The organism is Nonomuraea maritima (genome assembly GCF_900100395.1).
Classification (GTDB): domain Bacteria; phylum Actinomycetota; class Actinomycetes; order Streptosporangiales; family Streptosporangiaceae; genus Nonomuraea; species Nonomuraea maritima.
The window spans coordinates 1-23,701 of record NZ_FNFB01000017.1 but is presented as its reverse complement, the minus strand read 5'-3'; the positions used below and the strand labels follow the sequence as shown (position 1 = coordinate 23,701).

23 protein-coding genes, 1 tRNA gene and 2 pseudogenes are annotated in these 23,701 nt (G+C 65.6%); 11 read left to right on the top strand and 15 right to left on the bottom strand.

Features of this window, described 5'->3' with window-relative positions; translation table 11 throughout:
- Positions 1–93 precede the first annotated feature (93 nt).
- From BLR04_RS24385 to BLR04_RS24370, 4 genes are read right to left on the bottom strand one after another with little or no spacing between them, the layout of a single operon-like run.
- A complete protein-coding gene (locus BLR04_RS24385; protein ID WP_090769419.1) occupies positions 94–846 on the bottom strand; it encodes an SDR family oxidoreductase in 753 nt (250 codons plus the stop codon).
- An 11-nt stretch (positions 847–857) separates the two neighbouring features.
- Positions 858–1,445, bottom strand: a complete 588-nt coding sequence (locus tag BLR04_RS24380) for an NADPH-dependent FMN reductase (RefSeq protein ID WP_090769417.1) — start codon at positions 1,443–1,445, stop codon at positions 858–860.
- Positions 1,435–2,055 (bottom strand): DsbA family oxidoreductase, encoded by a 621-nt coding sequence (locus BLR04_RS24375; protein WP_176903266.1) that lies wholly within the window; start codon positions 2,053–2,055, stop codon positions 1,435–1,437. The genes BLR04_RS24380 and BLR04_RS24375 overlap by 11 nt, the downstream gene beginning before the upstream one ends.
- A 24-nt stretch (positions 2,056–2,079) precedes the next feature.
- On the bottom strand, positions 2,080–3,573 hold the full coding sequence (locus tag BLR04_RS24370; protein ID WP_090769412.1) for an MDR family MFS transporter: 1,494 nt from the start codon (positions 3,571–3,573) through the stop codon (positions 2,080–2,082).
- 85 nt (positions 3,574–3,658) lie between these two features.
- Here BLR04_RS24370 and BLR04_RS24365 point away from each other — a divergent pair, with 85 nt between their 5' ends.
- From BLR04_RS24365 to BLR04_RS24355, 3 genes and pseudogenes are all read left to right on the top strand, one after another.
- Positions 3,659–4,402 (top strand): TetR/AcrR family transcriptional regulator, encoded by a 744-nt coding sequence (locus tag BLR04_RS24365; protein WP_245740465.1) that lies wholly within the window; start codon positions 3,659–3,661, stop codon positions 4,400–4,402.
- A 159-nt stretch (positions 4,403–4,561) separates the two neighbouring features.
- A pseudogene (locus tag BLR04_RS24360) lies at positions 4,562–5,374 on the top strand (RNA polymerase sigma factor); the annotation flags it as partial.
- Positions 5,375–5,724: 350 nt separating this feature from the next.
- Entirely contained in the window at positions 5,725–6,237 is a 513-nt protein-coding gene (locus tag BLR04_RS24355) for a hypothetical protein (protein WP_090769408.1), read from the top strand.
- 97 nt (positions 6,238–6,334) lie between these two features.
- Here the strand turns inward: BLR04_RS24355 and BLR04_RS24350 are convergent, their stop codons facing one another.
- A complete protein-coding gene (locus tag BLR04_RS24350) occupies positions 6,335–6,988 on the bottom strand; it encodes a TetR/AcrR family transcriptional regulator (RefSeq protein ID WP_090769406.1) in 654 nt (217 codons plus the stop codon).
- Between the two features lie 108 nt (positions 6,989–7,096).
- On the opposite strand from BLR04_RS24350, the gene BLR04_RS24345 reads away from it, so the two are divergent.
- Positions 7,097–7,636, top strand: a complete 540-nt coding sequence (locus BLR04_RS24345; protein WP_090769404.1) for a dihydrofolate reductase family protein — start codon at positions 7,097–7,099, stop codon at positions 7,634–7,636.
- A 155-nt stretch (positions 7,637–7,791) separates the two neighbouring features.
- Positions 7,792–8,133: a DUF4287 domain-containing protein gene (locus BLR04_RS42605; protein WP_342672295.1), complete on the top strand. Its 342-nt coding sequence runs from the start codon at positions 7,792–7,794 to the stop codon at positions 8,131–8,133.
- A 142-nt stretch (positions 8,134–8,275) separates the two neighbouring features.
- Here BLR04_RS42605 and BLR04_RS24335 read toward each other — a convergent pair whose 3' ends face one another.
- The 3 genes from BLR04_RS24335 to BLR04_RS24325 form a co-directional block, all read right to left on the bottom strand.
- Complete coding sequence (locus BLR04_RS24335; protein WP_218129136.1) at positions 8,276–8,662, bottom strand: GNAT family N-acetyltransferase; 387 nt, start codon at positions 8,660–8,662, stop codon at positions 8,276–8,278.
- Positions 8,663–8,821: 159 nt separating this feature from the next.
- On the bottom strand, positions 8,822–9,886 hold the full coding sequence (locus tag BLR04_RS24330) for a ferritin-like domain-containing protein (RefSeq protein ID WP_090769400.1): 1,065 nt from the start codon (positions 9,884–9,886) through the stop codon (positions 8,822–8,824).
- Positions 9,887–10,365: 479 nt separating this feature from the next.
- Positions 10,366–10,926 (bottom strand): TetR/AcrR family transcriptional regulator, encoded by a 561-nt coding sequence (locus BLR04_RS24325; RefSeq protein ID WP_090769399.1) that lies wholly within the window; start codon positions 10,924–10,926, stop codon positions 10,366–10,368.
- A 73-nt stretch (positions 10,927–10,999) separates the two neighbouring features.
- Here BLR04_RS24325 and BLR04_RS24320 point away from each other — a divergent pair, with 73 nt between their 5' ends.
- The gene (locus tag BLR04_RS24320; protein WP_090769397.1) at positions 11,000–11,737 is read left to right on the top strand and encodes an SDR family oxidoreductase; all 738 of its coding nucleotides are present in this window, start codon (positions 11,000–11,002) and stop codon (positions 11,735–11,737) included.
- 543 nt (positions 11,738–12,280) lie between these two features.
- On the opposite strand, the gene BLR04_RS24315 is transcribed toward BLR04_RS24320, so the two are convergent.
- Together BLR04_RS24315 and BLR04_RS40840 are read right to left on the bottom strand one after the other, a co-directional pair.
- Positions 12,281–12,742: an HAD family hydrolase gene (locus tag BLR04_RS24315; RefSeq protein WP_090769394.1), complete on the bottom strand. Its 462-nt coding sequence runs from the start codon at positions 12,740–12,742 to the stop codon at positions 12,281–12,283.
- Positions 12,743–13,173: 431 nt separating this feature from the next.
- A tRNA-OTHER gene (locus BLR04_RS40840) sits at positions 13,174–13,308 on the bottom strand.
- On the opposite strand from BLR04_RS40840, the gene BLR04_RS24310 reads away from it, so the two are divergent.
- The 4 genes from BLR04_RS24310 (at position 13,270) to BLR04_RS39870 (ending at position 16,330) form a co-directional block, all read left to right on the top strand.
- A complete protein-coding gene (locus BLR04_RS24310; protein ID WP_176903264.1) occupies positions 13,270–14,313 on the top strand; it encodes a DUF6461 domain-containing protein in 1,044 nt (347 codons plus the stop codon). The two genes, BLR04_RS40840 and BLR04_RS24310, sit on opposite strands and share 39 nt — an antisense overlap.
- A gap of 968 nt (positions 14,314–15,281) precedes the next feature.
- Positions 15,282–15,683 (top strand): hypothetical protein, encoded by a 402-nt coding sequence (locus tag BLR04_RS39880; RefSeq protein WP_143022175.1) that lies wholly within the window; start codon positions 15,282–15,284, stop codon positions 15,681–15,683.
- On the top strand, positions 15,683–15,883 hold the full coding sequence (locus tag BLR04_RS39875; protein ID WP_143022174.1) for a hypothetical protein: 201 nt from the start codon (positions 15,683–15,685) through the stop codon (positions 15,881–15,883). Before BLR04_RS39880 ends, BLR04_RS39875 begins: the two co-directional genes overlap by 1 nt.
- Before the next feature lie 18 nt (positions 15,884–15,901).
- Positions 15,902–16,330 (top strand): hypothetical protein, encoded by a 429-nt coding sequence (locus BLR04_RS39870; protein WP_143022173.1) that lies wholly within the window; start codon positions 15,902–15,904, stop codon positions 16,328–16,330.
- A 97-nt stretch (positions 16,331–16,427) separates the two neighbouring features.
- On the opposite strand, the gene BLR04_RS41445 is transcribed toward BLR04_RS39870, so the two are convergent.
- From BLR04_RS41445 to BLR04_RS24285, 5 genes and pseudogenes are all read right to left on the bottom strand, one after another.
- On the bottom strand, positions 16,428–18,311 hold the full coding sequence (locus BLR04_RS41445; protein WP_218129135.1) for a hypothetical protein: 1,884 nt from the start codon (positions 18,309–18,311) through the stop codon (positions 16,428–16,430).
- Between the two features lie 174 nt (positions 18,312–18,485).
- The gene (locus BLR04_RS24300; protein WP_090769389.1) at positions 18,486–18,926 is read right to left on the bottom strand and encodes a GntR family transcriptional regulator; all 441 of its coding nucleotides are present in this window, start codon (positions 18,924–18,926) and stop codon (positions 18,486–18,488) included.
- A gap of 179 nt (positions 18,927–19,105) precedes the next feature.
- A complete protein-coding gene (locus BLR04_RS24295; RefSeq protein ID WP_090769387.1) occupies positions 19,106–20,059 on the bottom strand; it encodes a hypothetical protein in 954 nt (317 codons plus the stop codon).
- 349 nt (positions 20,060–20,408) lie between these two features.
- Positions 20,409–20,760: pseudogene (locus BLR04_RS24290) on the bottom strand (arsenate reductase/protein-tyrosine-phosphatase family protein).
- A gap of 310 nt (positions 20,761–21,070) precedes the next feature.
- A complete protein-coding gene (locus tag BLR04_RS24285; protein WP_218129134.1) occupies positions 21,071–23,251 on the bottom strand; it encodes a hypothetical protein in 2,181 nt (726 codons plus the stop codon).
- 227 nt (positions 23,252–23,478) lie between these two features.
- Between BLR04_RS24285 and BLR04_RS24280 the strand changes: the two genes are divergently transcribed.
- Positions 23,479–23,701 (top strand): helix-turn-helix domain-containing protein (locus BLR04_RS24280; RefSeq protein WP_143022172.1); only part of this gene is annotated, 223 nt, incomplete at its 3' end.

Here is a 23,701-nt window from a genome sequence, read left to right as displayed (position 1 = left end):
TGTCTTCGACGCTTTGGGGCTGGGGTCAGCTTCGGGAGGAGGACGCCGAGCCGGAGCGAGCAGACGAGCATGGGGCCACTCGGTGGCGCGGGTCTACATGGTCGTCCCGCCTGAGACGTCGAGCCGGTGTCCAGTGATGTAGCGGCTGTCGTCGGAGGCCAGGAAGGCGATGGTATCGGCCACGTCGGTGGGCGTGCCGAGCCGGCCGAGGGGGGTCTGTGATGACAGCCAGGCCAGGGCCTCGCCGACCAGGCGTCCTTCGTGCATGTCGGTGTCGATGACGCCGGGGGCCACGAGGTTGACCGTGATGCCGCGCGGCCCGAGCTGCTTGGCCAGGGCGACGGTCATGACGTCGAGTGCGGCCTTGGACATGGCGTAGTCGATCGCCCTGGGCATGGCCGCCCCGCGGGTCAGCATGGTGCCCACGGTGATGATCCGTCCGCCGTCGCGCAGCCGTGGCAGGGCTTGCTGGGTGATGAGGAACGGGGCGGTGGTGTTGACCGCGAACAGGCGCTCAAGGCCCTCCCGGGTGACGCCGTCGATCTCGCTCTGGCCGCCGAGGATGCCCGCGTTGTTGACCAGGATGTCCAGCCTGTCGGCGTGCGCGTCGAAGGCGGTCCACAGAGCTTCGGCGTCACCGGGCGCGCCCAGCTCGGCCTGGACGGCGAAGGCCCGCCCGCCGGCCGCTTCGATGGCGGCGACGGTGTCCTTGGCGGCGGCGTGGTTGCCGCCGTAGTGCACGGCGACCCGGGCGCCTTCGCGGCCCAACCGGGTGGCGATCGCGCGGCCGATGCCCCGGCTCGCGCCGGTCACCAGCGCCGTCTTGCCGGTCAATGTCATGATCATGCCTTTCTGCTTCATGCGGTGTAGGGGGTGATGGCCTTGGCGTCGCGCAGAATGCGCGCCCACCAGGTCACCTGGTCCAGCAGGGTCTTGGCGGCCGCGGCCGGGCCGACCCGGTCCTTCGGTTGTCCGTTGCCGTCGAAGCACTCCCACGCGCCGTGGAAGCTGACGGTGTCGCGGGTGGTGACGGCGTGCAGCTCGGCGAAGACGGCACGCAGGTGCTCCACCGCGCGCAGGCCTCCGGAGAGGCCGCCGTAGGAGACGAACGCCACCGGTTTGGCGTGGAACTGCTGGTTGTGCCAGTCGATGACGTTCTTCAGTGCGGCCGGGTAGCTGTGGTTGTACTCGGGTGTCACCACCACGAACGCGTCGGCGGCCGTCAGCCGCGGTGTCAATCCGCCCAGGGCCTCCAGCACCGGCGTAGGTGCGGACATCGACGGGGCCGCCCCGCCGATCGGCACCTCGGCCAGGTCGATCACATCGACGTCCAGGTCCGGGCGGGACGCGGCCTGGCCGGCGAACCAGCCTGCCACGGTCGGGCCGAAACGGCCGTCGCGGACGCTGCCGACAATGACGGCCAGCCTCAGCGGGTCAGTGGTCACGGTGTTCTCCTTTCGTGCTGGCGGCCTGTCGCAGGGCCGCCAGCAAGGTGGTCTCGGTCTGGGATCCGGTGAGCGGGGCCAGGCCCTCGATGAGGAAGATCGGCACGCCGGTGATGCCGAGGCGGCGCACGCGGTCGAGCCGGGCGCGCACTTCCTGGGAAGGCACGTGGCCGGTGGTGATGCCGACCTTGGCGGCCAGCCGGGCGAGCGTGGCGAGGTCGCCGATGTGCAGCCCGTCGGTGAAGTGGGCGCGAAACAGGCGTTCGGCCATCAGCTCGGCCTTGCCCTGTCGCGCGGCGTCGGCGATGAGGCGGTGAGCATCGAAGGTGCCGGTGGCGATCGCCTTGCCGTACTCCAGCCGCAGACCCTCACCGGCCGCGCGTTCGGCGAAGGCGAGCGCGCCGGCGGCCGCTTGCGGACCGAAGGTCTGTTCCAGGACCCCCAGCAGCGGACGCCCGTCGGCCGGGGCACCCGGGGCGAGCTCGAAGGGCAGGAACTCCACCGCCACCGGCAGGCCCTCGGCCCTGAGCCGGTCCGCGGCGCGGGCGAAGCGGGTGTAGCCGAGGTAGGAGTGGACGCAGATGACGTCCATCACGAGATGCACTTTCACACTCTTTGGCATGGTCGCCCGGCCTCACGCGGCCGCAGTGGCGGGCTCGGCCGGCGGGGCACCGTCACGCAAGGGGACCTCGCGGATGAACCAAGCCAGCGCGAAGGCGACGGCGCCCAGCGCGGCGGCCCCGAGCGCCATGGCGTGGATGCCGTCGGAGACGGCGAGGCGAACGGCCTCCCGCGCGGCGGGCGTGAGCCGGCCGAGCGCTTCGGGCGTCAAGGCGATCCGGGTGGCGGCCTCCGTGCCGAGGCGGTCGACGAGGGTGTCCTGGAGCCGGGCGGTGTACAGGGCGCCGAGGGCGGCCACGCCCAGTGAGGCGCCCATGGTGTGCCAGAGGGTGACCGAGCCGCTGGCCGCGCCCATGTCCCGCGGCTCGGCGCTGTTGATGGTGATGATCGTGGTGGACTGCATCAGCAGGCCCACCCCGAGGCCGCCGATCAGCGTCAGGGCGGAGGCGAGCGCCAGGTTGATGCCGGGGCGCAGCAGGATCAGCGCGAGCATGCCGGCCGTCACGGTCGCGCCGCCGAGGATCGGGTAGATCCGGTAGCGGCCGTTGCGGCTGATGAGCCGGCCGGTGCCGATCAGCACGGCGACCATGCCGAGCATGGCGGGCAGGATCAGCAGCCCGCTGGCGATCGGTGAGGCGCCGTGGACCAGCTGCATGTACTGGGGCAGGAACGTGGCCGCCACCACCATGCCGACGCCGCCGAGGAAGCGGATGACCTGGGCGAGGGTGAAGTTGCGGTCGGTGAACAGGCGTAGCGGGACGATCGGCTCGGCCGCGCGCCGTTCCACCAACAGCAGGGCGGCCAGCGCCACCAGCCCGACGAGGATTAGGGCGAGGATCGGGGCCGATCCCCAGCCGTACTGGGTGCCACCCCAGCTGGCGACCAGGCTGAGTGCGACCAGGACCACTGTCAGCAGCAGCGCTCCGGGATAGTCGATGCGCGCCCTGATCCGGCGCGGCTCCAGCCGTACGGCGGCGCCGATGAGCAGCAGGGCCGCCGCGCCGACGGGCAGGTTGACGAAGAACGCCCACCGCCAGCCCACGTCGGCGAACAGGCCGCCGAGCAGCGGCCCGGCGATGAAGGCGATCGGCATCATGACCCCGAACAGCCCCATGAGCTTGCCGCTGTGCCGGGGCGGCACGAGCTCGCCGATCAAGGCCAGTGCTCCGGTCATCAGGCCGCCCGCGCCCAGTCCCTGGACCATGCGGAAGCCGACGAGCTGGATCATGTCCTGCGCGGCTCCCGACAGCCCGGACCCCAGCAGGAACATCGCGATCGCGGCCATGTAGACGACCTTGCGGCCGTACAGGTCGCCGAGTTTGCCCCAGATCGGCGTCGTGGCGGCCATGCAGATCAGGTAGCCGGTTGCCACCCAGGAGAAGTACTCCAGCCCGCCGAGGTCTTTCACGATCACCGGCAGCGCCGGGCCGAGCATCATGCCGTCCAACGGGGCTGTGATCATGCCCAGCATCACGCCGATCAGGCCCACACGAAGAGATCGGTCCATACGTCCTCCAATTCGCGTACCTCGTACGTGAATGGACCATAACCATTCAGGTACCATGTACGCAAATGGAAGGGGAGGGATGCGCATGGCCGACGAGGAAGCGACCAGCATTTGGATGCAGCCGGAGGGGCACGAGCGCTCCGGCCCGGGACGGCGCCCCGGCTACAGCCGTGAGCAGATCACTCGAACGGCCGTCCGGATCGCCGACGCCGAAGGAGTGGAGGCCGCGACCATGCGGCGGATCGCGGGCGAGCTGGGCACCGGCGCCATGTCGCTCTACCGCTACGTACCCCGGCGCGACGACCTGTTCGACCTCATGATCGACCTGGCGATGAGCGAGATCGAGCTCCCCGACGGCCCGTCCGGTGACTGGCGCGGCGACCTGACGCTGCTGGCCCGGCAGACCCGCGCCGCCGGCCTACGCCACCCTTGGCTGATCGCGCTGCTCACCAGCCGGCCCACGCTGGGCCCCCACCTGCTGCGCGTGCACGAGTTCGCACTCAGCGCCTTCAACGGGACCGGGCTCGACATCGACGACATCACCGGCTTCGCCGGCATGCTGAACGACTACGTACACAGCGCGATCCGCCGCGAGATCGGCTGGCTGGAGGAGGCTCGCCGCACCGGCCTGGACCCCGAGCGCTGGAAGCGGGACTACATGGGACCTTATGTCCGCCAGGTCGTCGAATCCGGCGCCTTCCCCCTGTTCAACCGATCGGTTCTCGACTCCCGCACCGCCCACCTCGCCCCCGAGGAACGCTTCCGGCATGGACTCGATCGCATCCTCGACGCCATCGCCGCGCTCATCCCATCGCTTCGTCCTCGTTGAGCACCGGACGTCAGCAACGCTCCTGAGAAGGAGCAGCTCGATCGCCGGGCTCAATGGGCCGCCGACAAGAACGAGGCTCGGCAGGAGGATGAGCAAGGCGACGACGACTGAGCGTCCGCCGCGCGCCGTAGCCCGATGTGACAGGGAAGAGCCCATTCCCTGTCACACGCGTTCCTCGTGCCCGTACCGACCGTGCAGGCCCGCATCACCCGGGGCAAGAAGACCATCGCGGCGGCCGGGGTCCCGTTCGAGCTTCCGCCGGCCGCCGAGCGCCGGGAGCGGCTGGGTGGCGTGCTCAGCGTCATCTACGTGATCTTCACCGAGGGGGCGACGGCCACGTCGGGCGACGGGCTGCTGCGCCCCGACGTCGCGTACGAGGCGGTCCGGCTGGCCCGCACGCTGGCCGCGCTCCTGCCGGACGAGCCGGAGGTGCACGGCCTGCTGGCGTTGTGCGAGCTGACGGCCGCGCGCTTCCCGGCCCGGACCGGGCGGGACGGTTCGCCGGTCCTGCTCGACGATCAGGACCGGCGGCGGTGGGACTACTCGGCGATCCGGCGTGGGACGGCCGCGCTGGCCAAGGCAGCGTCCCGTGGCCTCGGCCCCTACGGCCTGCAGGCCGCGATCGCCGCCACCCACGCGGCAGCGCCCTCGGTGGAGGCGACCGACTGGGACCGGATTGTGGTGCTTTTTGAGGCACTCGGCCGGGTCGCGCCCTCACCGGTGGTCGAGCTCAACCGGGCCGTCGCCGTCGCCATGTCCTCGGGCCCGGCCCAAGCCCTGGCCATCGTCGACGAGCTGATCGCCGCGGACCGGCTCCCCGGTTCGCATCTGGTCCCGACCGTACGTGGTGAGCTGCTGGCCCGACTCGGACGGCGATCGGAAGCGCGCGCCGAGCTGGAACTGGCGGCCCGGCTGTGCGCCAACCAGCGCGAACGCTCAGTGCTGCTGCACAAAGCAGCGATGCTGCACTGACTTCTTCAACTCGGCTGACTCGAGCGCGGCCCGGACATGGTTGATCGCATGAGCCCCGAGGACAGCCGGCAAGCCAAAGCCGTACTCGGCCCGAACGCCGGGTGTTTCGCAGTTCGTCCTGGGCGAGCAGCTGCTCAATCCGCGGCTTCATCGGAAGCAGGTACGGCGAACTCCGGCCGCGGCAGGCAGGTCAGTTGTGACCGAGTCTGAGAGACTCATCAGCGTCTCTCAGACTCGTCACAGGCGGCGCCGTGGATCCTGCGGCTATGACACGATTAGCAGTTCCGCTGCCACCCCGCTGGGCGCGTATCGCCGGCACAGTGGGCTGGGCGGCTCCCGTCCTCGGATTCGTGCCGTTGCATATCGCCTGGATGCTGGGAATCCCGTTCCTGGCCCATGAAGCGAGCTTCGACGCCTGGTATCACGGCCGCGGTCACGGCACGGAGAGCTATCCCGACGGAATCCTGGGCATCCCTGCGGGCGCCATGTACCTCGGGCTGCTGACGCTGCTCGCCGTCCTCGGCGGAATCCTGTCACTCGGTCTGATCAGCGATTGGGGGCTGATCTATCCCCGGTGGATCCCCTGGCTGGGCGGACGCCGGGTCCCGCCATGGTTTCCGCTCACCCCGACCGTCCTGGGCTCCGTCCTGATGGTGGGCTACTCGCTCACCTTGCCCGTGCGGATTCCTCGTGCCATCGCCGAGGCGAGTCCGGACGATCCGTTCACCCTGACCGGTGCGTTCATCGGCCTGCCCGTTTTCCTGGCATGGGTGATCGCGCTACCGGTCGCCGGTTGGTCGTACTACCAGCGCACCCGGCGAAATACTCAGACCACCCCGCTCCGGGGAGAAGAGGAGCCCTGAGACGCTTCCCGGGCTGCCCGTAGGCGAGCGGCCCGGACCCGATGTGCTGTCAGAGCAGCGGTTGGCGGGTCAGCGGCCGGCCGGGTGTGTCCTCGGGTCAGGCGTCTGGCCGTAGGCCCTTTTCGATGAGGTCGATCAGGTCGTGTACGGCGGGATCGACGACCTCGTCGGGGAGACCGCGCAGCGGGCCGTCGATGAGCAGCACCGCCAGGCCGTGGACGCATGACCAGACCAGGAACTCGGCTCCCGGACGGCGTTCGGGGGACATCAGCCCGCACGTGACCAGACCGTCCAGGGCGGCGCAGAGCAGCTCGAACGGGGTCATGCCGCCCTGCCCTGTGGAGGCGGCGGCCTGGGCCTGGGTCATGTCGTCGGGGACGTAGAAGGCGGTGCGGAACAGGCCGGGTTCGGTACGGGCGAAGCGCAGGTAGCCGGTGCCGACGGCGCGGAAGCGGGCGCGAGCCGTCCGGGTCGGGTCGTCGGTCGGTGGCAGAGCGGCGAGGTCCTCCTCCATGGCGAGGGCGAGTTCGGCCATGGCGTGCAGAGAGACCGCCTGCACCAGGGCGTCGCGGTTGGGGAAGTGCCGGTAGGCGGCGTTGGGTGCGACCCCGGCCTGCCGGGTGACCTCGCGCAAGCTGATCGCGTCCGGGCCGCCGGTACGGGCCAGTTCGGTGCCCGCCTCCAGGAGCGCCTGATGCAGGTTGCCGTGGCGGTAGGTGTCGCGGGTGGGTTTTCCGGAGCGCTCGGGCATGGCCGGAACCTCTCATGTGTACAGCGTCCACATGAGTATGCCACAATCCTCTCGCAACCAGATGTGGACGCCGTACACATAATGTTTCACCTGATCGGGAGCTTTCTTATGAGCAGGAAGATCGTGGCTGGGCTGTTCGTCTCGCTGGACGGTGTGGTGGAGGCGCCGGAGCGGTGGCACTTCCCGTACCTGAGCGACGAGATGGGCGCGGCGGTGGGCGGCATGTACACCGAGGCCGACACCCTGCTGCTGGGCCGCGTCACCTACGAGGCGTTCGCCGCCGTGTGGCCGCACCAGGACAACGAGATGGCCGAGGCGATCAACGGCATCGCCAAGGTCGTGGCCTCCACCACCTTGACCGAGGTCACCTGGAACAACTCCACGCTGATCGAGGGGGACCTGGTCGCGGCGGTCAAGGAACTCAAGGACCAGCCGGGCGGCACGATCGCGCTGTCGGGCAGCATCAGCCTGGTCCGCACCCTGCTGGCCGCCGGTCTGCTGGACGAGCTGCGGCTGCTGCTCCACCCGCTGGCCGTCGGCACCGGCATGCGCCTGTTCCCGGAGGGCGCCCCGCCGGTCCCGCTGGAACTGGTCCGGTCGGCCGCCCTTCCCAAGGGTGTCCTCGACCTGACGTACCGACCTGCCTGACCCGACCTGGAACGGAACTCCATGAACCACATCACGCTCCAGGTGCCGGGTGCGCGTCTGCACTACGAGGTCCGGGGGCCCGGACGGCCGTTGCTGATGTCCCTGCACGCTGACCGCACCGGTGGCGGTGCTGGCCGACCGCTACACCGTGGTCCCTGATCCCAGCGCGGCCTGTCCCGCCGCCGGCCGCCCTGACCGACGAACTTCCGTACGTACTGGGCAGCAGCGGCGGCGCGCTCACCGCACCGGAACTGGCGGCCCGCCACCCCGCCGCTCCCGGTCCGATCGCGACCGGTGGCGGGCGACATCTCAGGACACCCGTCGGCTCCTCGTTCAAGAAGAGGTACGGACGTCGCATCCAGGACTGGATCGGCTCCATCAGCACCTCGCCCCTGGCCAGGCACGTGGAAACGGGCACCTGGCTCAGGGCCGAACACAGCCTGGGCCACAGCCACGCCCACGTCCTGGTCGCTCAAGTCCTCACCAGCAGGACGTAGGCAGCCGATGCGCTCCAGCGGGCTGCTCGGCCAGGAAAGCGATTACGGTGGATCCGGGCGCCGATGCCGGAGAGCTGCTTTGTGTCGCAAGGGTGCCCAGGTCGCTCGTCATGCAGCGACCTCGGAAAGACCATCTACGGTGTCAGGCCGGATTGCCCCACTCCTCACGCAGCATCCCGAAGAGCACGCGGTCGTAGCGCTTGCCTTCCAGCAGCACGGCCGACCTGCGGCGGCCTTCCTCCCGGAAGCCGAACTTGGTGAAGGTACGGATGGCACGTTCGTTGCCGCTCCAGGTGTCCAGTTCCAGCCGGTTCAGTCCGTACGCACCGAACAGGTGGTTCACGAGCAGCCGCAACGTGTCACTGCCGTGGCCGCGCCCCCAGAACGCACGCTCACCGATGGTCACCTCCAGCGTGGCCACCCCGCTGTAGGGATCGAGGTCGCGGTAGTCGGCCATGCCGATGACATCGCCGCCGGCCAGGTCCTCGACCGTGAACACGGCCGCCTCCCTCGGAATCAGACCCAGCATGGTCTCGAAGCTGAACCCGATCGCCTTCTCCCGTGATCGGCCCGAAACACGGATCACCAGCAGCGGCCCACCGCACCACTTCCGGATCATTCCGCCACCGAAGATGATGCTCCGCATCCTCCGTCCGCAACGCCCGCAACCGCACTGTCATCGCGACGTTCAGGAGCGTTGCTCCGGTGGGACGTAGTCGAAGGTGGGGCCGGCCGTGGCGCCGTTCTGGTCAGGCATCAGCATCAGGGCGTTGGCCTGGCCCTTGAGCGTGAACATGGTGCCGACGGCGCCCCCGAGTTGTTGCGGTTCGCCGTTGAAGGCCTGCTCGAGCTGCTGCAACAGGGTGCAGTAAGTCCGGTTGAACTTTTCCTGCGCGGTACGGATCGCGCTGCCCGGGGCATGATCGGACGGCCGCGGGTTGGGTCGCATCGGGCGTACAGCGGCCGGGTCCCACGAGATCGGCTCGCCGGTAGGTCCGGACTGCGGGGTGTCGCCGCGCTGGTAGCGCCGGCCGAGCTTGAGTTCCTGGAAGCGGTAATAGTGTGCGACCTCGTCCCGATCCGGGTGGAAAATATCCTGGTCCCCGTCCCAGACCTCGCCCCTGGCCGTGCCCTCGCCCTGTTCGACGATCTCCTCCAACGCTGCCAGCGCCGACTCCAGATCCTCCACCGCGAACAGTGACCCCGCGGTGTGCCGGAAATGGGTGCCGCTCACCTGGCGGGCGGGGTCGCCGCAGAAGACCTCCCGCTCGCCGAGCTGCTCGCACAGGTCACGCAGTCCTTGTTCGATCGCGTCATAGAACTGCCCGATCGTCTCGTAGCCGTCGCTCTCCGGCGGGGCTCCGGGCGGCGCGGGCTGTTCCAGGCGCAGGAACATCTCCAGGGCCTCCGGGCCGAACGGGAGCAGCGACAGTTCGAGATCGCTGTGGGGCAGCCGTCGGGGGTACGGCGGCAACATCTCCGGCATGTCGAGGCGTGGCCGACCGCCGACGGCGTTGAGCAGGTTCGCGGCCAGAGTCAGGTGCAGCATCTCCTCAACGAAGACGCTGCCCACCACCTCCGTTGCCTCAGGGTTGAGCTCGGGGTCCAGGGAGTACAACGCGCACAAGTACGGCGGCAACGTCGCGTGTTCCAGCTCGACCGCCCACTGCAGGTGCTCACGCAGACTGTCGAGAGTGTCGATCCGTGCGGCCCCAGGAACAGCGCCAGTTCCCTGTGGTTCCGGGTTTTTCATCAGAGTCCTACCTTCATCGTTGGAAGTGGTTTTCGCGCAGCGTGGTTGCCAACGGCCTCTTCGGACGGCCGCCCGGTTCGATCGCCGACACCTTGGTGCCAACCGGTCGCCAGCTAGGACCGGACACCCCCTGCACTCGTGACAGTTGCCGTCTCCGCCGTCCACGAGCTCTGCATCGGACCCGGTCAGGTCGTCACCAGCTGTTGGCGGGCACGTTAGGGGGACGCCGACGTTGCGGAGATCGCCCGCCCGCAGGCGTGAGGGCCGGGGTGACCGACGCGCGCAGCGGGCGCCGGCCTCTGTCCGGACGAGCCGCGTGCGCCGGTTGAGCACCTCGTCATCGCCGACAGGTCAGGGGGCGGAGGCCGGAACGCGCAGATGCGCCCGTCTCCGGTGGCGGGCCGGAAAGGGAGTCGTTCTCCCTGGGGGCGCCCATCCGGGCGGAACCGATCCGCCTACAGCCGGGAGATCGCCTTGGGTCATCGTCGGCGCAGGCCGTCGACGATGATCGTGACCACGGTGGGTGCCCGGGTTTCCCATTCGGTTCGGGGCACTCGTGACAGGGCCCCGAGCAGCAGGATGACGTCGGCGGCGTCGACCCCTTCGCGTATCTCGCCCTCGGCCTGGCCTTTGGTGAGCAGCGCGGTGAGAGCGTTGTCGAGTTTGCTGTGGTTGTCCGCGTAGAGGTCCTGCCATGCGGACGCTTCGATCGCGGCCATGACCCCGCGTTTGACGCGCGCGTATTCGATGAGCCGGTCCAGCCACCGGGTGAGCGCGTCCAGGGGTGTTTCTGTGGCGAGTAGCGCCGGCACGGCGGAGACCAGTTCGTCGATCTCTTGCCGGTACACCTCGGCGAGCAGGTGCTCGCGGGTCGGGAAGTTCCGATAAAGGGTGCCCTGTCCGACGCCCGCGGACTTGGCGACCAGGTGCAGTGCCAGGTCCTCGTCCGCGCCGTTCAGCTCGGCGAGGGCCGCACGGGCGGCGGTGACGATGCGCTCGCGATTGAGTACCGCGTCCGAGCGGCGTGCCCGAGCGACCATCACAGACCTCCCTGTAAGTGGACAGTTGTCCGCTAAGCTAAGCGGACAACTGTCAGCTTAGCTGGAGGTCAGGATGGGCGGAGTCAGCGGCAAGGTTGTCGCCATTACCGGAGCGAGCAGCGGCATCGGCGAGGCGACCGCATGGGAACTCGCCCGGCGCGGCGCGGCAGTGGTGATCGGCGCCCGGCGCAAGGATCGCCTGGACGCGCTGGCCGAACGGATCCGGACAGCCGGCGGGCAGGCCGAAGCGGTCGCCCTGGACGTGACCCGGCGTGCGGACCTGGAGCAACTGGTCGCGGTCGCGGTCGAGCGGTTCGGACGGCTCGACGTGCTCGTGAGCAATGCCGGCATCGCGAGGACCGGTTTGGTGAGCGACCTCGACGTCGAGGCCTGGGACGAGATGATCGACATCAACGTGCGGGGAGTCCTGCACGGGATCGCGGCCGCGCTGCCGGTGTTCCGCCGCCAGGGCCGTGGGCACCTCGTCACCACCGTGTCGACCTCGGGTCTGAAGATCGTCCCGACGCAGGCGGTCTACGCCGGCACCAAGAACGCCGTCCGCACCTTGCTGGAGGCGCTGCGCCAGGAGTCCACCGACGGCGTCCTGCGCACGACCTCGATCTCGCCGGGGTACGTACACACCGGGCTCGTCGACCACATCGAGGATCCGGTGGTCCGGGCGGAGGCCCAGCGTGCCATGGCCAAGGGGATCAGTCCGGACGCCGTGGCCCGCGCCGTCGCCTTCGCGATCGAGCAACCCGACGACGTCGAGATCGGGGAACTCACGATCCGTCCGACCAGGCAGAACTGACCCCCGGGCGCGAGGCGGTTCGGCGGTTGGCCCGGCCGAACCGATGGAGGTGATCCCCCGCAGAGCAGGCACGGGCGGCGCTCGCCGCCAGGGCGCGGCCTCCGGCGTAGGAGCCAGCCCTTGCCGATGAATTTGCCTTTCAGCAGACCAACAAGGTTGGTCGCACTTTCGGCGGATGGGTTCGTGAAATTTCCTTTGGCGATATAAAAGCGCTGCTCTTCGTCATCAAGAAATGTCGAGTCGCGATCAGGGTCGTCGGCCTGTTCCCTCGTCAGTCCCGTCAGGTTTGCCTCGATGTCGGACGCCAGCGCGTCGCCATCGCTCACGAGTTGACAAGTAGCCTCCGCGAGCGTCGGCCGCTCGGGTTCTCTTGAACAGCCTGTTGCGGCCGCGGAGCCGACAAGTGCCGCGGCAACTGCGCTAGAGAAAGCACCAAGGCGCACGACCCGGACCTTATTTGACCCTCTGCCATCCGTACATCCGATTCAATTCAGGTATAGCGAGCCGTGATAGAGGCGGCTCCGCGATCTATTCAGGGTGGAATCAGACGTGTCGTCGCCTTGTGAAGTGCTCGGGCTGCTGACCGGCACGCACGATGGCCATGGCCTCGACGATGTCGTTGACCACGTGGTCGGCTTGGTGTTCTTCGCCTGGCCAGGTGCCTCGGTCGATCCAGATGGTGCGCAGGCCGGCTGTGCGGGCTCCTTGGATGTCGGCGATGAGGCTGTCGCCGACCATCCAGCCGCCCTGGTCGAGGGTGGCTCCGCATCGCTGTGCCGCTATCTCGAACAACCAGAGTTCAGGCTTGCGGACGCCTTCGGAGCCGGAGACGGCGTAGCCGTCGACCACATCGGCGAGGCCGGTCCTGCGGAGCTTGCCGAGTTGGTTGTCCGCCACGCCGTTGGTGACGATCCCGACTCGCCATCCCAGCTCTCGTAGTTCTGCCAGCTCGTCCACTACGCCGGGGTAGGGCTCGACGAGATAGGGCATCCGTCCGCGGCCCATAGCTCCTCGACTGTCTCGGCCAGGGCGAAGTGCCGCGTACCTTGCTGAAGAAGATCTCTCGATGGGGGTATCCGTCTCGGTCCAGAGATATCAGCCAGGCGACGTCCTCGGGGCACAGCTTGTGTTGCTCGGTGAACTCCTGCGCCCATCGCCAGAACCCGGCGTCGAGGTCGATGAGTGTTCTGTCGAGGTCGAAGAGGGCGAGGGGCTGCACGGCTCAACCCTAAGCCGATCATGTGGGTCACGACAGAAGTACCGATGAATCACCGGCCGACCTGCGCAAAGAGTGCCAAGATGATCCGGCTATATTCCGGGATCATCGTCCTACGGCTGCATATGGCCGCTCTCGGTGACCTATCGGGGGCCCGACAAGCAAAAGACCTGCGGCTGTGAAACCGCAGGTCAGGGGTCAAAATGCCTGTTCAGGTGAGTGCCCCCGGCAGGATTCGAACCTGCGGCACCCGCTTTCGCGGGTTTTCTCGCGACATAAGCGGGAGCATGGTCGGATGGATAACGACGATTCGGCCGTGGCAGCGGATGACGTGTGGGAATTGCTCGACGAGGCCATCTGCGTCACGTGGGTTCGCGGAGCCGAAACCGAGGACGTCGTTCGGGCCTTCAACGGCGAGCCCGCCGACGCAGCCCGAGGCCAGGTCACCAGTGTCGGCAACCATCTGGCGCTCCAGTCGGACGAGGAGCCAGAACCGGTGGTCCTGCTGCGCAGGCAAGGCGAATGGATCATCGTGCTGGAACCGGGCAGCACCATCGGCGCGCGCGACGACGTCTTGCTCGAGGCCAGCGGCTCCGGGGAGGGGCTCAACCTGACCTGGTGCGTTAACGCGAGCCTCTCCTACGCCACCGGTTCGGCGATCGCCGTGGCCTTCGACCCCGCCAGCATGGGTGACGACCACGAGGGTCTCGACGACGCTCTCCGATGGAGCAGGTCCCTGGGGATCGATGACGGAGACTGGCGCACTTCGTGGAAGGCCACAGCCTTCGCCCTGGTCGAGGCGGTCACCGGCATCGAGACCGACGACACCTGGACGGATCCGGTGTGGACGCCCGTCCGGATAGGCCCGTCCCGTCCTGCGCGTCAAGGCGCCGTCCGGCTGCCGTACGTGGATATGCGGGAACTCCTGGCCCGGGCGCCGCGGATCCGCGACATCGTCGAGCACCCTGGGCCAGAACAGGTGCCCAGGATGCTGCAGATGTTCATCACCATAGGCCTGTCCACCGCCGACGTGCGCACTCCCCTCACCGAGGCAGCCTTGGCCGCCATCGACGCCAGACCGCCGGAAGCGGAGGCCGAGCTCCTCGTTGGCCGGCTGCGGACCCTGTCCGACGAGTACAACCGCCAGATCGGCATAGCCGGTACGCAAGCACAGGTGGACGACCTGCACCGCAAGCGCAACGCGCTGTCGGCCGCCATCATTGCGCTGGGTCCCGACCCCCTGGATGCCTTCCCCCAGGTGGCCAGCCTCACCCGGGGCCTCGGGCTACGCCGGGACAACGACGATTATCTGACTCTCGAAGTATTGAACATCTGCTACAGGCACATCGTCTCTACCTGAACCTGCGCCTGCGTGCGGGCCAGGGACTCGGCACTGAGCCTCTTTCGTGCGCGCAGCAGGGCAGGAGGCGGCCTGAGGGGGTTGTCGGGCGCTCGTATGGCCCACAAGCCCTGTTCGACTTGGGGAAACACGTTCAAGATCATCCTGGCTATATCCCGGGATCATCGTCCTACGGCTGCATATGGCCGCCCTCGGTGACCTATCGGGGGCTGGCAAGCAAAAAACCTGCGGCTGTGAAGCCGCAGGTCAGAGGGTCAAATGCCTTGCGGAGAAGCGTGCCCCCGGCAGGATTCGAACCTGCGGCACCCGCTTTAGGAGTCCGATGAGCGACGAGGGCTACTCATGCTCTCTACCTGCATCTTCGTCGCCAGCACTGTGCTGTGCGGCGCTCGCTGGGGAGGTATTGGGAAACGATCATTATTGGATGCCCGGAAGCGCTGGCAAGCCTTTTGCCTCCTTCGCTCCAACTCGGCCTGATTAGTGCGCACCGGGGCGATAGCCGATCAGACAGGGGTTGAGGCGGGGGTAAGGTGGCGCTCGTGGCCGCTCGTCCATGGGTCTCGATCGCCGGTATCGCGCGTCACGCTCCTCAGGCGAAGTTGGCCATGTCAAGCGGCTATATAAAGTTGGTCGCGAAGTAAGGCCGTATCCCTGTGACTGGTGACCACTACTGAGTTGTTTGTCGCACATGAGGGAACGAAGAACCTCGGATTGCAGTACACCGCTACCTTGTACGCCATATTCTGGATGTGCGCGGGCGATCCCAATAGATGATCTCCTTCATCACCTCTAGCTCTACAAGCCTGCTCGATCATGCCACTTCTCCAGAACACGTGCAGATAGGAGCGGAAGGCCGCCTGTCGTTCTGGCCTCTGGTCCGACGCTCTGGATAGGCCTTCTTGTCGTACCTCTGAACTAGGGTCATCTCAACAATGCAGCCCGTCATTAGCTAGCGGAAGGTTCATGAAGTGCTTGATCCGGTAGTCATAGCAATCATCACGGGTGCCGCAGGCAACGTCGTCGCATACATGCTCAACGGTGAGGTAGATACGTTGCGCGCATGGGCTCGTCGGATCTTCGGCCGCGGCGATCAGGCCGCTAGTTCGGCGCAGGTCCTGGCCATCGAGCACGACTCCGCTGCGCTCACACAGGGCACCATGTCGAAAGAGGAAGCCAAGATTCGTTGGAAGGCCATCTTCGAGACCTACCTTTCCGAGCACCCAGAGGTTCGACCGGAAATCGAGGCGCTGGCATCATCTGCAGTTGGAGGCACGGAGGCGATGTACGTCGGAACACAGCGGAACGAACAAGATGGCATTTTCATCGGCCGCGATAATTACGGTGAAATATCGCGGCCAAGGAGAGACTGATGGAGGTGACGTATCCTGACGATAAGAATCCTCACTATAAACAGCATAATGAGGGTGATGGCGTCTTCATTGGTCGAGACAATTATGGCCCAATCCAGCATATTGATGCTGCAACCAAAGAGATTCTCAGAAAGCTGGCTCGCGAGGCCCCGGCTCTGGCGGAAATGATACGCAGAGCGATGCGCGAAGGTGTAGTATAGCTGGATGTAATATACGCGTTGGAGTATGCGGCACGATGCATCAACGAGGACGTCGCCACGACGCTGGAAAGGGCCAGCCGCAACATTAATGAGGATAGCGCAATGGCTCTTATGGCCGTTGCCGAAAGATTGGAACTGGTAAGCTCATATAACCCCGATGGCCTGAACGGTGCTGCGAATAGACTCGAGTCGCTCGTCGCACGAATCGAAAGAGCCTCAAACTCATCGCCTGCTACCCACTGGTCTGACAGTAGGGACGTCCTGTTCGATCGCCTCGATGAGCACTTCGCGAACATTCGTCGTGAGGTGAAGAGGAACAAGGGTGTCGTCACTGCACTGCCAGCTCGCATCATCGTCGCATGGAAGCCGACATTCTATGCGTTTGTTTTTGGAGTCTTGCTCGGTATCGCACTCGTTGCTTATACGCTCTATCTACTCAATCGATAGCTAGTCGATATTCGTCCCGGCGCCTCGGAAGTGCGAGCGGCTGTGCTGCCTGGAAAGATACGGGGAACCTCACCCCGTGGGGTGCCACCACCATCGATCAGCGGCGGAGTTCGAGGTAGGCGGCTCGGGCAGCGTCCATGACCCGTTGCCATGACGACCGGCGTGGTTTGCCGTGTAGTGGTTTCGCCAACGCTGCTCGGACGTCCGCGCTGTCACGTTGCGCGGTGGCCTCAGAGGTGATCAATGCCATCACCGCGCACGCCCGCAGCGTTAGGGCGGCGGTGTGCCGGTCGGGGTCGTCCATGAAACCGTGGGCGACGAAGTTGCGAACGTTCCGTCCCTCGGACAGTAGGAATGTGCGCAGGAAGCGCTCCCAATCCGGGTCGAATCCGTTGTTGACGAGGTGATCGAGGAACACACCCAGTCCGGGGAATTGCCCGGCGGCGTCCCCGACGGCCGTGCGATAGACCGGCTCATTGAGTTCCAGGAGTAGGGCGCGGGCCGCCGCTTCGACCTTGGGGGCGGCAAGGTGAACACAAGCGGCGTATTCGCCTACCCAATACAACCGCAGCGCTTGCGCGAGACGTCGTGCCAGCGCGGGATGGGTGCCGCTGCCTAGAATGAAGGTCTCTAGGTCGGCCTGAGTAGGTATGCTGAATCGGGCTCGCGTGAGATCTAGTGCGTTTGCAAGCAACCCGCCGTAGCAGTCCATGGCGTACTGCTCGATTCTGGCGAGTTCATGCGTGTACGCGTCGTCGTCACTAGAGATGACCTTCTTTGGTAGGTTGTGATGACCGTAGATCGTGACTCGGGCGACACGCCTAAATACAGTCTCATTTAAGGCCTTCCGAGCCGTGGCCTCGTTGCTGGCGTGGTTGCCGCTGGGCGCCTCCGTAGCGAACCAAACGCTCAACGCCTCTCGCCAACCTTTTGCGTAACGGAAGGGGCGCATAAAGGTGTTCACGAAGAGCGGCGGTAGGTTTATTTCTGCTTCTATTGTTCTCCATCTCACCGGCGGTGCGGACTGCAGTCGAGCCACCGCCTGCTGTTCGAGGTCCGATATTCCCAAGCGACGCGCCGTTGAGGCCGCTTCGCCCAGGTGAAACAGGATGGAGAGCGGCTCGATGGCCTTGTCCGCCTCGGTAAGCAGCGCGGCTATTTCGACACGACTTGCATTCTCGGCCCGTGCATGATCGTCTGCCGAGCGCTTGCGGATCAGCTTGGCCACATTGGCGATCGCGTGAGGCTCTGTATAAGCGGTCAGCGCGCGATCCAGCAAAGCGTTCGCCTGTGCGCTCGCCGGCTGTGCAGTGCCCTTGCGCCCCGGCGCGGTCAGTGCCTCTAACAGTCGAACAGCCGCGGACGAGTCGTCAGCGCGTGTGATCACGTCTTCAGCCACCACCAGCATGGCTGAAACGATCTCAGCTTCCAGAACCGTGGAGCCTACCGAGCGTGCCAAAGTCCACGCCCGCAACAGGCCAAGGCTCTGATCCCAAGGCATCAGGTTGCCGTCAAGAGAGGCGAGATAGGCACGTGCGGCGTTCTCCGCGCTGTCGCGGCTGATTTTCGTCAAGCGCAGCGTGAAAGCAATATCAGTGCACCGCGCTTGCGCTATCGGATGCGATACCGCATCCGTCAGCGCTACCCACAGTGCCCGAACCTCGGAGTCAGCATCGCGCAACGCGCGAGGCAGAGGTGACGGCCCATCCAGCGGCTCCAACACTGCCCCAGGCTGTACCGAACTCTTGTTGTTGATCGATAGCAGGTAGGAGAACATCATCTGTAGCTCGCGCACAGCCGCAGCGTCGGCGGTGGGCGCGACCGTGGCGGCGAGCCGTGGCACACGTACACTCGCCTCCAGCAGGTGGGAAATGCCCTCACACGCGCTATCGGCAAGTCGCGCTAACTCGGCAACACCGGCTGGGTCGTGTCGATATGGCGCAAACCCTGCAGGCACCGCTACGGATTCGGTCGTCTCCATATTGCATAGTCAACCAGAAGCAGTGGTCCCGTCGCCTGTCGATTTCTCTCGCCAAACGACATTCTGCGCGCGCTGTTCACTCAGCAGCCCTCAGGCGTAGAAGAGGGGTCTATTTCGATGTGGAACAATCTCTCTCGGGCCGTAGAGCTCTGTGCGCGCAGGAGATTGGAAGGCCTACGCCGAGTCGCGAGGTGTTGAGTTCTTTCTTGCGGCCGCCCAGACCAGCACGGTTCGATCGGCTGGCAAGATGCGGCTTGACTGCCGTGGCTCCTTGATGACGAACACCGGAACGCCTTCGGGGAGGTCCAGTTTCTTCCTCTCGTCAGGAGACGGCATACGGGCAGTAACCTCTGCCAGTCCTTCTACAACGACCCGCTGAACGGGCGCCTGGGGGCGGACGTAGGAGCCTTCACGCTTCACGGTGACGATCAGTCCCTCGCTGCGCAACACCCCGAGCGCCTGGCGTACGGCAACCCGGCCGAGCTCGTACTGCTGCATCAGCCGAGTCTCTGAGGGGAGTGCCTGACCAGGCTTCAGCCGGCCCGCTGCGATGTCCGCACGGATGATGTCGGCGAGCTGGCGGTGCACCGGTCGATCGGAACCGAAGTCGATCACAACCGTTTATCATCACAAGCCCATGTGTCCGTCGAAGCGGAGCAAGCTCATCGTCCCCAAGCAGGTGGCCCGCCTCGGTGTGCTGGTTACCCGTTGGCCGAGCCAGGCATCACTGCATGAGACCTGAGATTGAGATTCGATCGTCGGCGGCGGCCAACCCGGCGGTCGCGGCCAGAAGTCTAGGTGCGGCCAAAGCGGAAAGACTTGACCGCGTACGCCAGCAGTTGCTTCGGGCTTTGGGCGTAGGTGGGCGTGGGCCGAAAGGCTTCTCGTACCTGATCGATCGCCGCCACAACATTGGATGGACAGTCGGCGCCTCGTACTACGACGGCGCGCGCTTCGAGTGAGGCTTGGTCGGCGAACAGCACCCCGATAGCCACGAAGTTGGTATTGGCCTTGCCCAGAAGACTCTGCAGCTTCCCTTCCCACACCCAGTCCGGCCTGATCGAAGCCAAGCCAGTCCGGCTAGCCTCCACCAAGAGCAGCGTGGGAGCGGCTGCGGCTTGGCGATTCTTGGCATCCTCAGTGAGCTTGCCAACGATGCGCATCTCGACCTCGCGCATGTGATCGGTGAGCTCAGCGCCGGCGACCTCGTACGTCACCCATTCACCAGCCTCCTCGGGTGAGTCCTTGGCGGGTACACCGCTGATCACCATGTCGACTGTCACCGGCGGGTAGCCGATCTTGAGTCCCTCGACGATCCGGAAGGGTTTCCCCGTCGTGGCTTGGCCGCGCACGTTGGCGCGGATGCTCTCTCGTTCGGCGTCGCTGATGCGAACAGGAGCTACCTCACACTGGATCTCGACCTGATACCCGGCGCCCTCTAGATCCATATCCAGCTCGTCGCGTAGCTCTTCCAAGCTCGGGGTTTGTCGGCTGGTGACCTCGATGCGCAATCCGCTCGTAGCGGGGTTAAGCAGTGCGATGTCCGGCTGAGGAACTCCGCCTTCGGGAAGGAACTCATATGCGATCTCTGCCTTGGTCAGGTGCGTCGCGACTAGAAACTCGGCGCGTTGTTGCAAGCATTCCTCGATGGTGTTGGCAGAGGAGAAGTTCTTGCGCTTGGACGCGAGCCTGGCAGGATTCGCTTGTTGCAGATCGCAAAGAAGCTGTTCCCACACGTCCAGCAACACGGCTCGTGAAGGCTTTCCCCTCAGGACACGTAGTGGGTGGTTGGGGTTTCGACGTGTCCACTCGGTGAGCGTGGGCCAGCGGTCAGGGACGGCGGGAGACGCGGCGGCGGCCATTGCGAGGTGTTTCCTATGTCGAGGTGGAGCGCCGAGCGCGATGTCACCGGCACATTCGATCATCATGCGTCAGATCGGTACTTCGTCATGTCCTGTTACAACGAACATCGCCCCTCTGCGCCGCTTGTGGGTGATTGCTGTAGCTTGGCGCCTCTCATCAGGCGCAACGTGCCGCCAACGTCGGCCAACGATCGACCTGGCGGTCAACACGCGAGCGGTTTCGTCCTCTCTCGGGTTAGACCACAGGCAGGATCTCGCTGATCAGCTTGTCGATCCGGATGCGGATCTCGTTGCGGATGGGGCGGACGGCCTCGATGCCCCTGTCCGGCCGGATCGTCGAGTTTCCAGTCCTCGTACCGCTTGCCCGGGGAGATCGGGCAGGCGTCGCCGCACCTCATGGAGATGATCACATCCGAGGCCTCGATCGCATCGATAGTGAGGATCTTGGGCTGCTCGGTGGTGATGTCGAAGCCGGCCTCGCGCATCGCGTCAACCGCCACCGGGCTGACCGGATTGGTACGCGCCGAACCAGCGGAGCGGACCTCGATGCGATCCCCTGCCAGGTGGGCGAGCCACCCGGCGGCCATCTGGGAACGCTCGGCGTTGTACACGCACAGGCACAGCGCTACGGGCCGCCCGTCATTCTGGCCTTACACCCGGGCCAGGGTGTTCAGTCGCTCGCGGACGAAGTGCTGGGCGGAACGGCCGCTAGTTGGAGATCTTCCCTTGCAGGGCGAACTGGTCGTAGCTGGTGTGCAGGAACCGCTCGATGGTCACGGTGCCGAACGTGCCAGTGAATTACTTCGCGAGCTGGCAGGCGGTGGTAAGCCGGGGCAAACCACGGTCTCCATCAAAGTCAGGGCGGTTCAATGGCATCACAAGTCAGCGGGGCGTGTTCTAGAGTTCCTGATACTGCTGGAGTTCTTCCTCGGTAAGTTCAGGGTCGCCTTGCACAGCGATCATCGTGGTGTCCCAGTCTCGATGGCCATCGTTCCTCGGTGTGAGCAGCACGCCGATTGATGTCAGTTCTGCCAGGTTCTCCCGCGGGCCCCGTTCATGGTGGCGCAACAAGAGCCACGCTCTGAAGGCCAATCGCGTGGTCTCGGTAAGGGTAGAGCAGACCCCGAAACCGAGTTGGTCGCGATTCTGACCAGCCAGGAAGGTCCGGAAACGCCATGAGAGGGAGTCGGCTCCTGCAAGGCGCACCTGCTGTAGACCGTCGAGGAGCATGCGTCCGAGCTCACTACGGTTGCCCACGTGCAAGCTGTCGAGGGAAGCCAGGAACCTTTGCCGATCCTGCACGTGCTCGGCTTCGATGTGCGTGTTAGCGATGTCTTCGAGCATGAGGCGCACCATGCCATGAGCTTCGTCGTCGTCGCTGCCGGCTGGTGCGGATGGAAGCAGTGGCACGGACCGATAATCGCCCCGTCCTTGGATCGTCGGATCGATAGGGCCAGGACTTGCCTCGGCGTCGGCGGCAGCCAGTTCGTAGTAGCGTTGCGGCTCCTCGCCGAGGACCTTTGTAGAGACGCCAACGCGGTGGAGATAGCTGACTACTGCGTGCGAGGAGCGGAGCTGGTTGAACAGAAATTCCCAGTCTCGTCGCAGCAAGACCACCACCGGGATACGACTCTCGGTTGTCGGTATCTCGTAGTTCCCTGGTGGGTCCGGGTGCTCGATGATGACCACCCCACCCCAGCGGGTTGAGGGGCCATGGATACGAATGCTCTGTCCTCGCCCGTTCACCATCTCTGTGGTTTCGGCCGCCAACCGACGCGCGGTACCGTTCACTTGCTTGACAGCGGCACTGATCTGTTTCGCGATCCATGACGTCTCACGGGCGCTGGTGCCCGGCTCGGTCTCGCGGGTTTTGACCTGGACGATGACTCCGATTTCGCCGACCACGATTAGACCGTCGCTGAACTCCCTTACCCCTGGTCCTTTGCGCTCGACAGTCGGCAGCATCACGAAATCGGGGAGGCCCCAGGTCGCGGCCGCGTCTTGCACGGCGGTTTCTGCTGCGAGGCCGGGACGATCGTGGCTGCGCAGCGGCGTCGCATGAGGGACCAATCGTTCAAACACTCCGTGCGGTGTTGCCACGATGAGCGTGAGCTCCTTGGCCTGCGACGCTACCCCTAGCCCTATATCCGAGCTTGCTACACCCGCGAGTTCCCCTTCAGACCAGCGGTGTACCGACCGGGTGGCGTCAGTCCATGTTGTCTCTTGGGTGTTGTGTCCGATCAGCACGCGCCTTGAGCCGGGCACCTGAGCGGAGAGCCAAGCGAAGGAAGCCGCGATGCGGAGGACAGCTTCGATCACTGCGCCCAGGCGACGGCCGAACGTGTCGTCGACTCCTGCGGGGATGAATCCATCGGCGAAGCCAAGGTCTACATAGGTCCCAGCTCGTGCTGCAACGGGAAGACCGACGCTGTAGTTGCGGAGCCAGAATTCGGCCACCACCCGCTCGTTGTTGAGTTCGCCGGGCTCGGAGACTTCGAGGCGCTCCAACTCCAGTGGCTCTTCGATGCAGACCTCCGGCTCGACAGGAGTCGCCCACGCGCCGATTTGCCCTCCGGCCTCCAACGCATGCTCCCAGGCAAGGAGGTCGCGAAGCCCGTTGCGAAGGGCATCGATTCGCTGGTCGTTGGAGGAAGACCGGAATGGTTGACAGTCGCGGATCATGTCGAAATGGAGCTGCAAGACACCGTCCAGACAGGATTCCTCCAAAAGCGCCTCGAAGCCATCCAGAGAGTCCGCTAGCGGGAAGAACCGGGGATGAGCAGGGTTTCGGGGCCGTTTGCGCACACTGAACATCTCGACCGTCTCCAGGACGAGAGAGTCGAGGCACGCCCAGAGCTCGTCTAGGCATGTCCTGAACTGCTCTGTGAAATCTCGCCTAGTTACTGGATTCCAGTCGATCTGTACAAGGACGTGCCCAGAACCGTCTTCATAGGTGGTGACGGCGTTGTCGATGCATCCAGCATCAAGCAACGTCTGCCACAACGAGCCCATCGTCGACTTCGCGCGATGTGCAGCTTGGAGGTGTTCGAACGCCCGGGGGTAGAACCGCCTGATCACTCTTCCACGCTAGGCCGCACCGGGCTGGTGTCGCCATCTCAACGGCAGCGACGACTGCCTGTGGGAAGGCATTGGGAAGGATCAACCGCAGACGATCAGTGAGGGTTTTCCAACCTGAAGCCGCTGATGGAGGGCATGCCGCGCGGATGGAGTTGATCGACAAGTAGAAGAGCCCCTGGTAGAAGGGCTGTCGACCAAGATCAACCTTCACCACCAGAGGCTCTGAGTTGTTGTTCTACCGTGCGGCGCTGCCGTTGTCATCTCGAACCCTGTCCTATCTGTCCGGCATCCTGCGTCGGCACCGCAAGCAGATCGGGTCACCCTGGCGGCGTCTCGCCCCTGGTCAGCAGGCACTGCTTGTCCTCGTCCACCTGCGCAAAGGCGAACCGCTGAGGGAAGTTGCCGCCGGCTTCAACGTCGGCGTCGCTACCGCCTGGCGCTATATCCGCG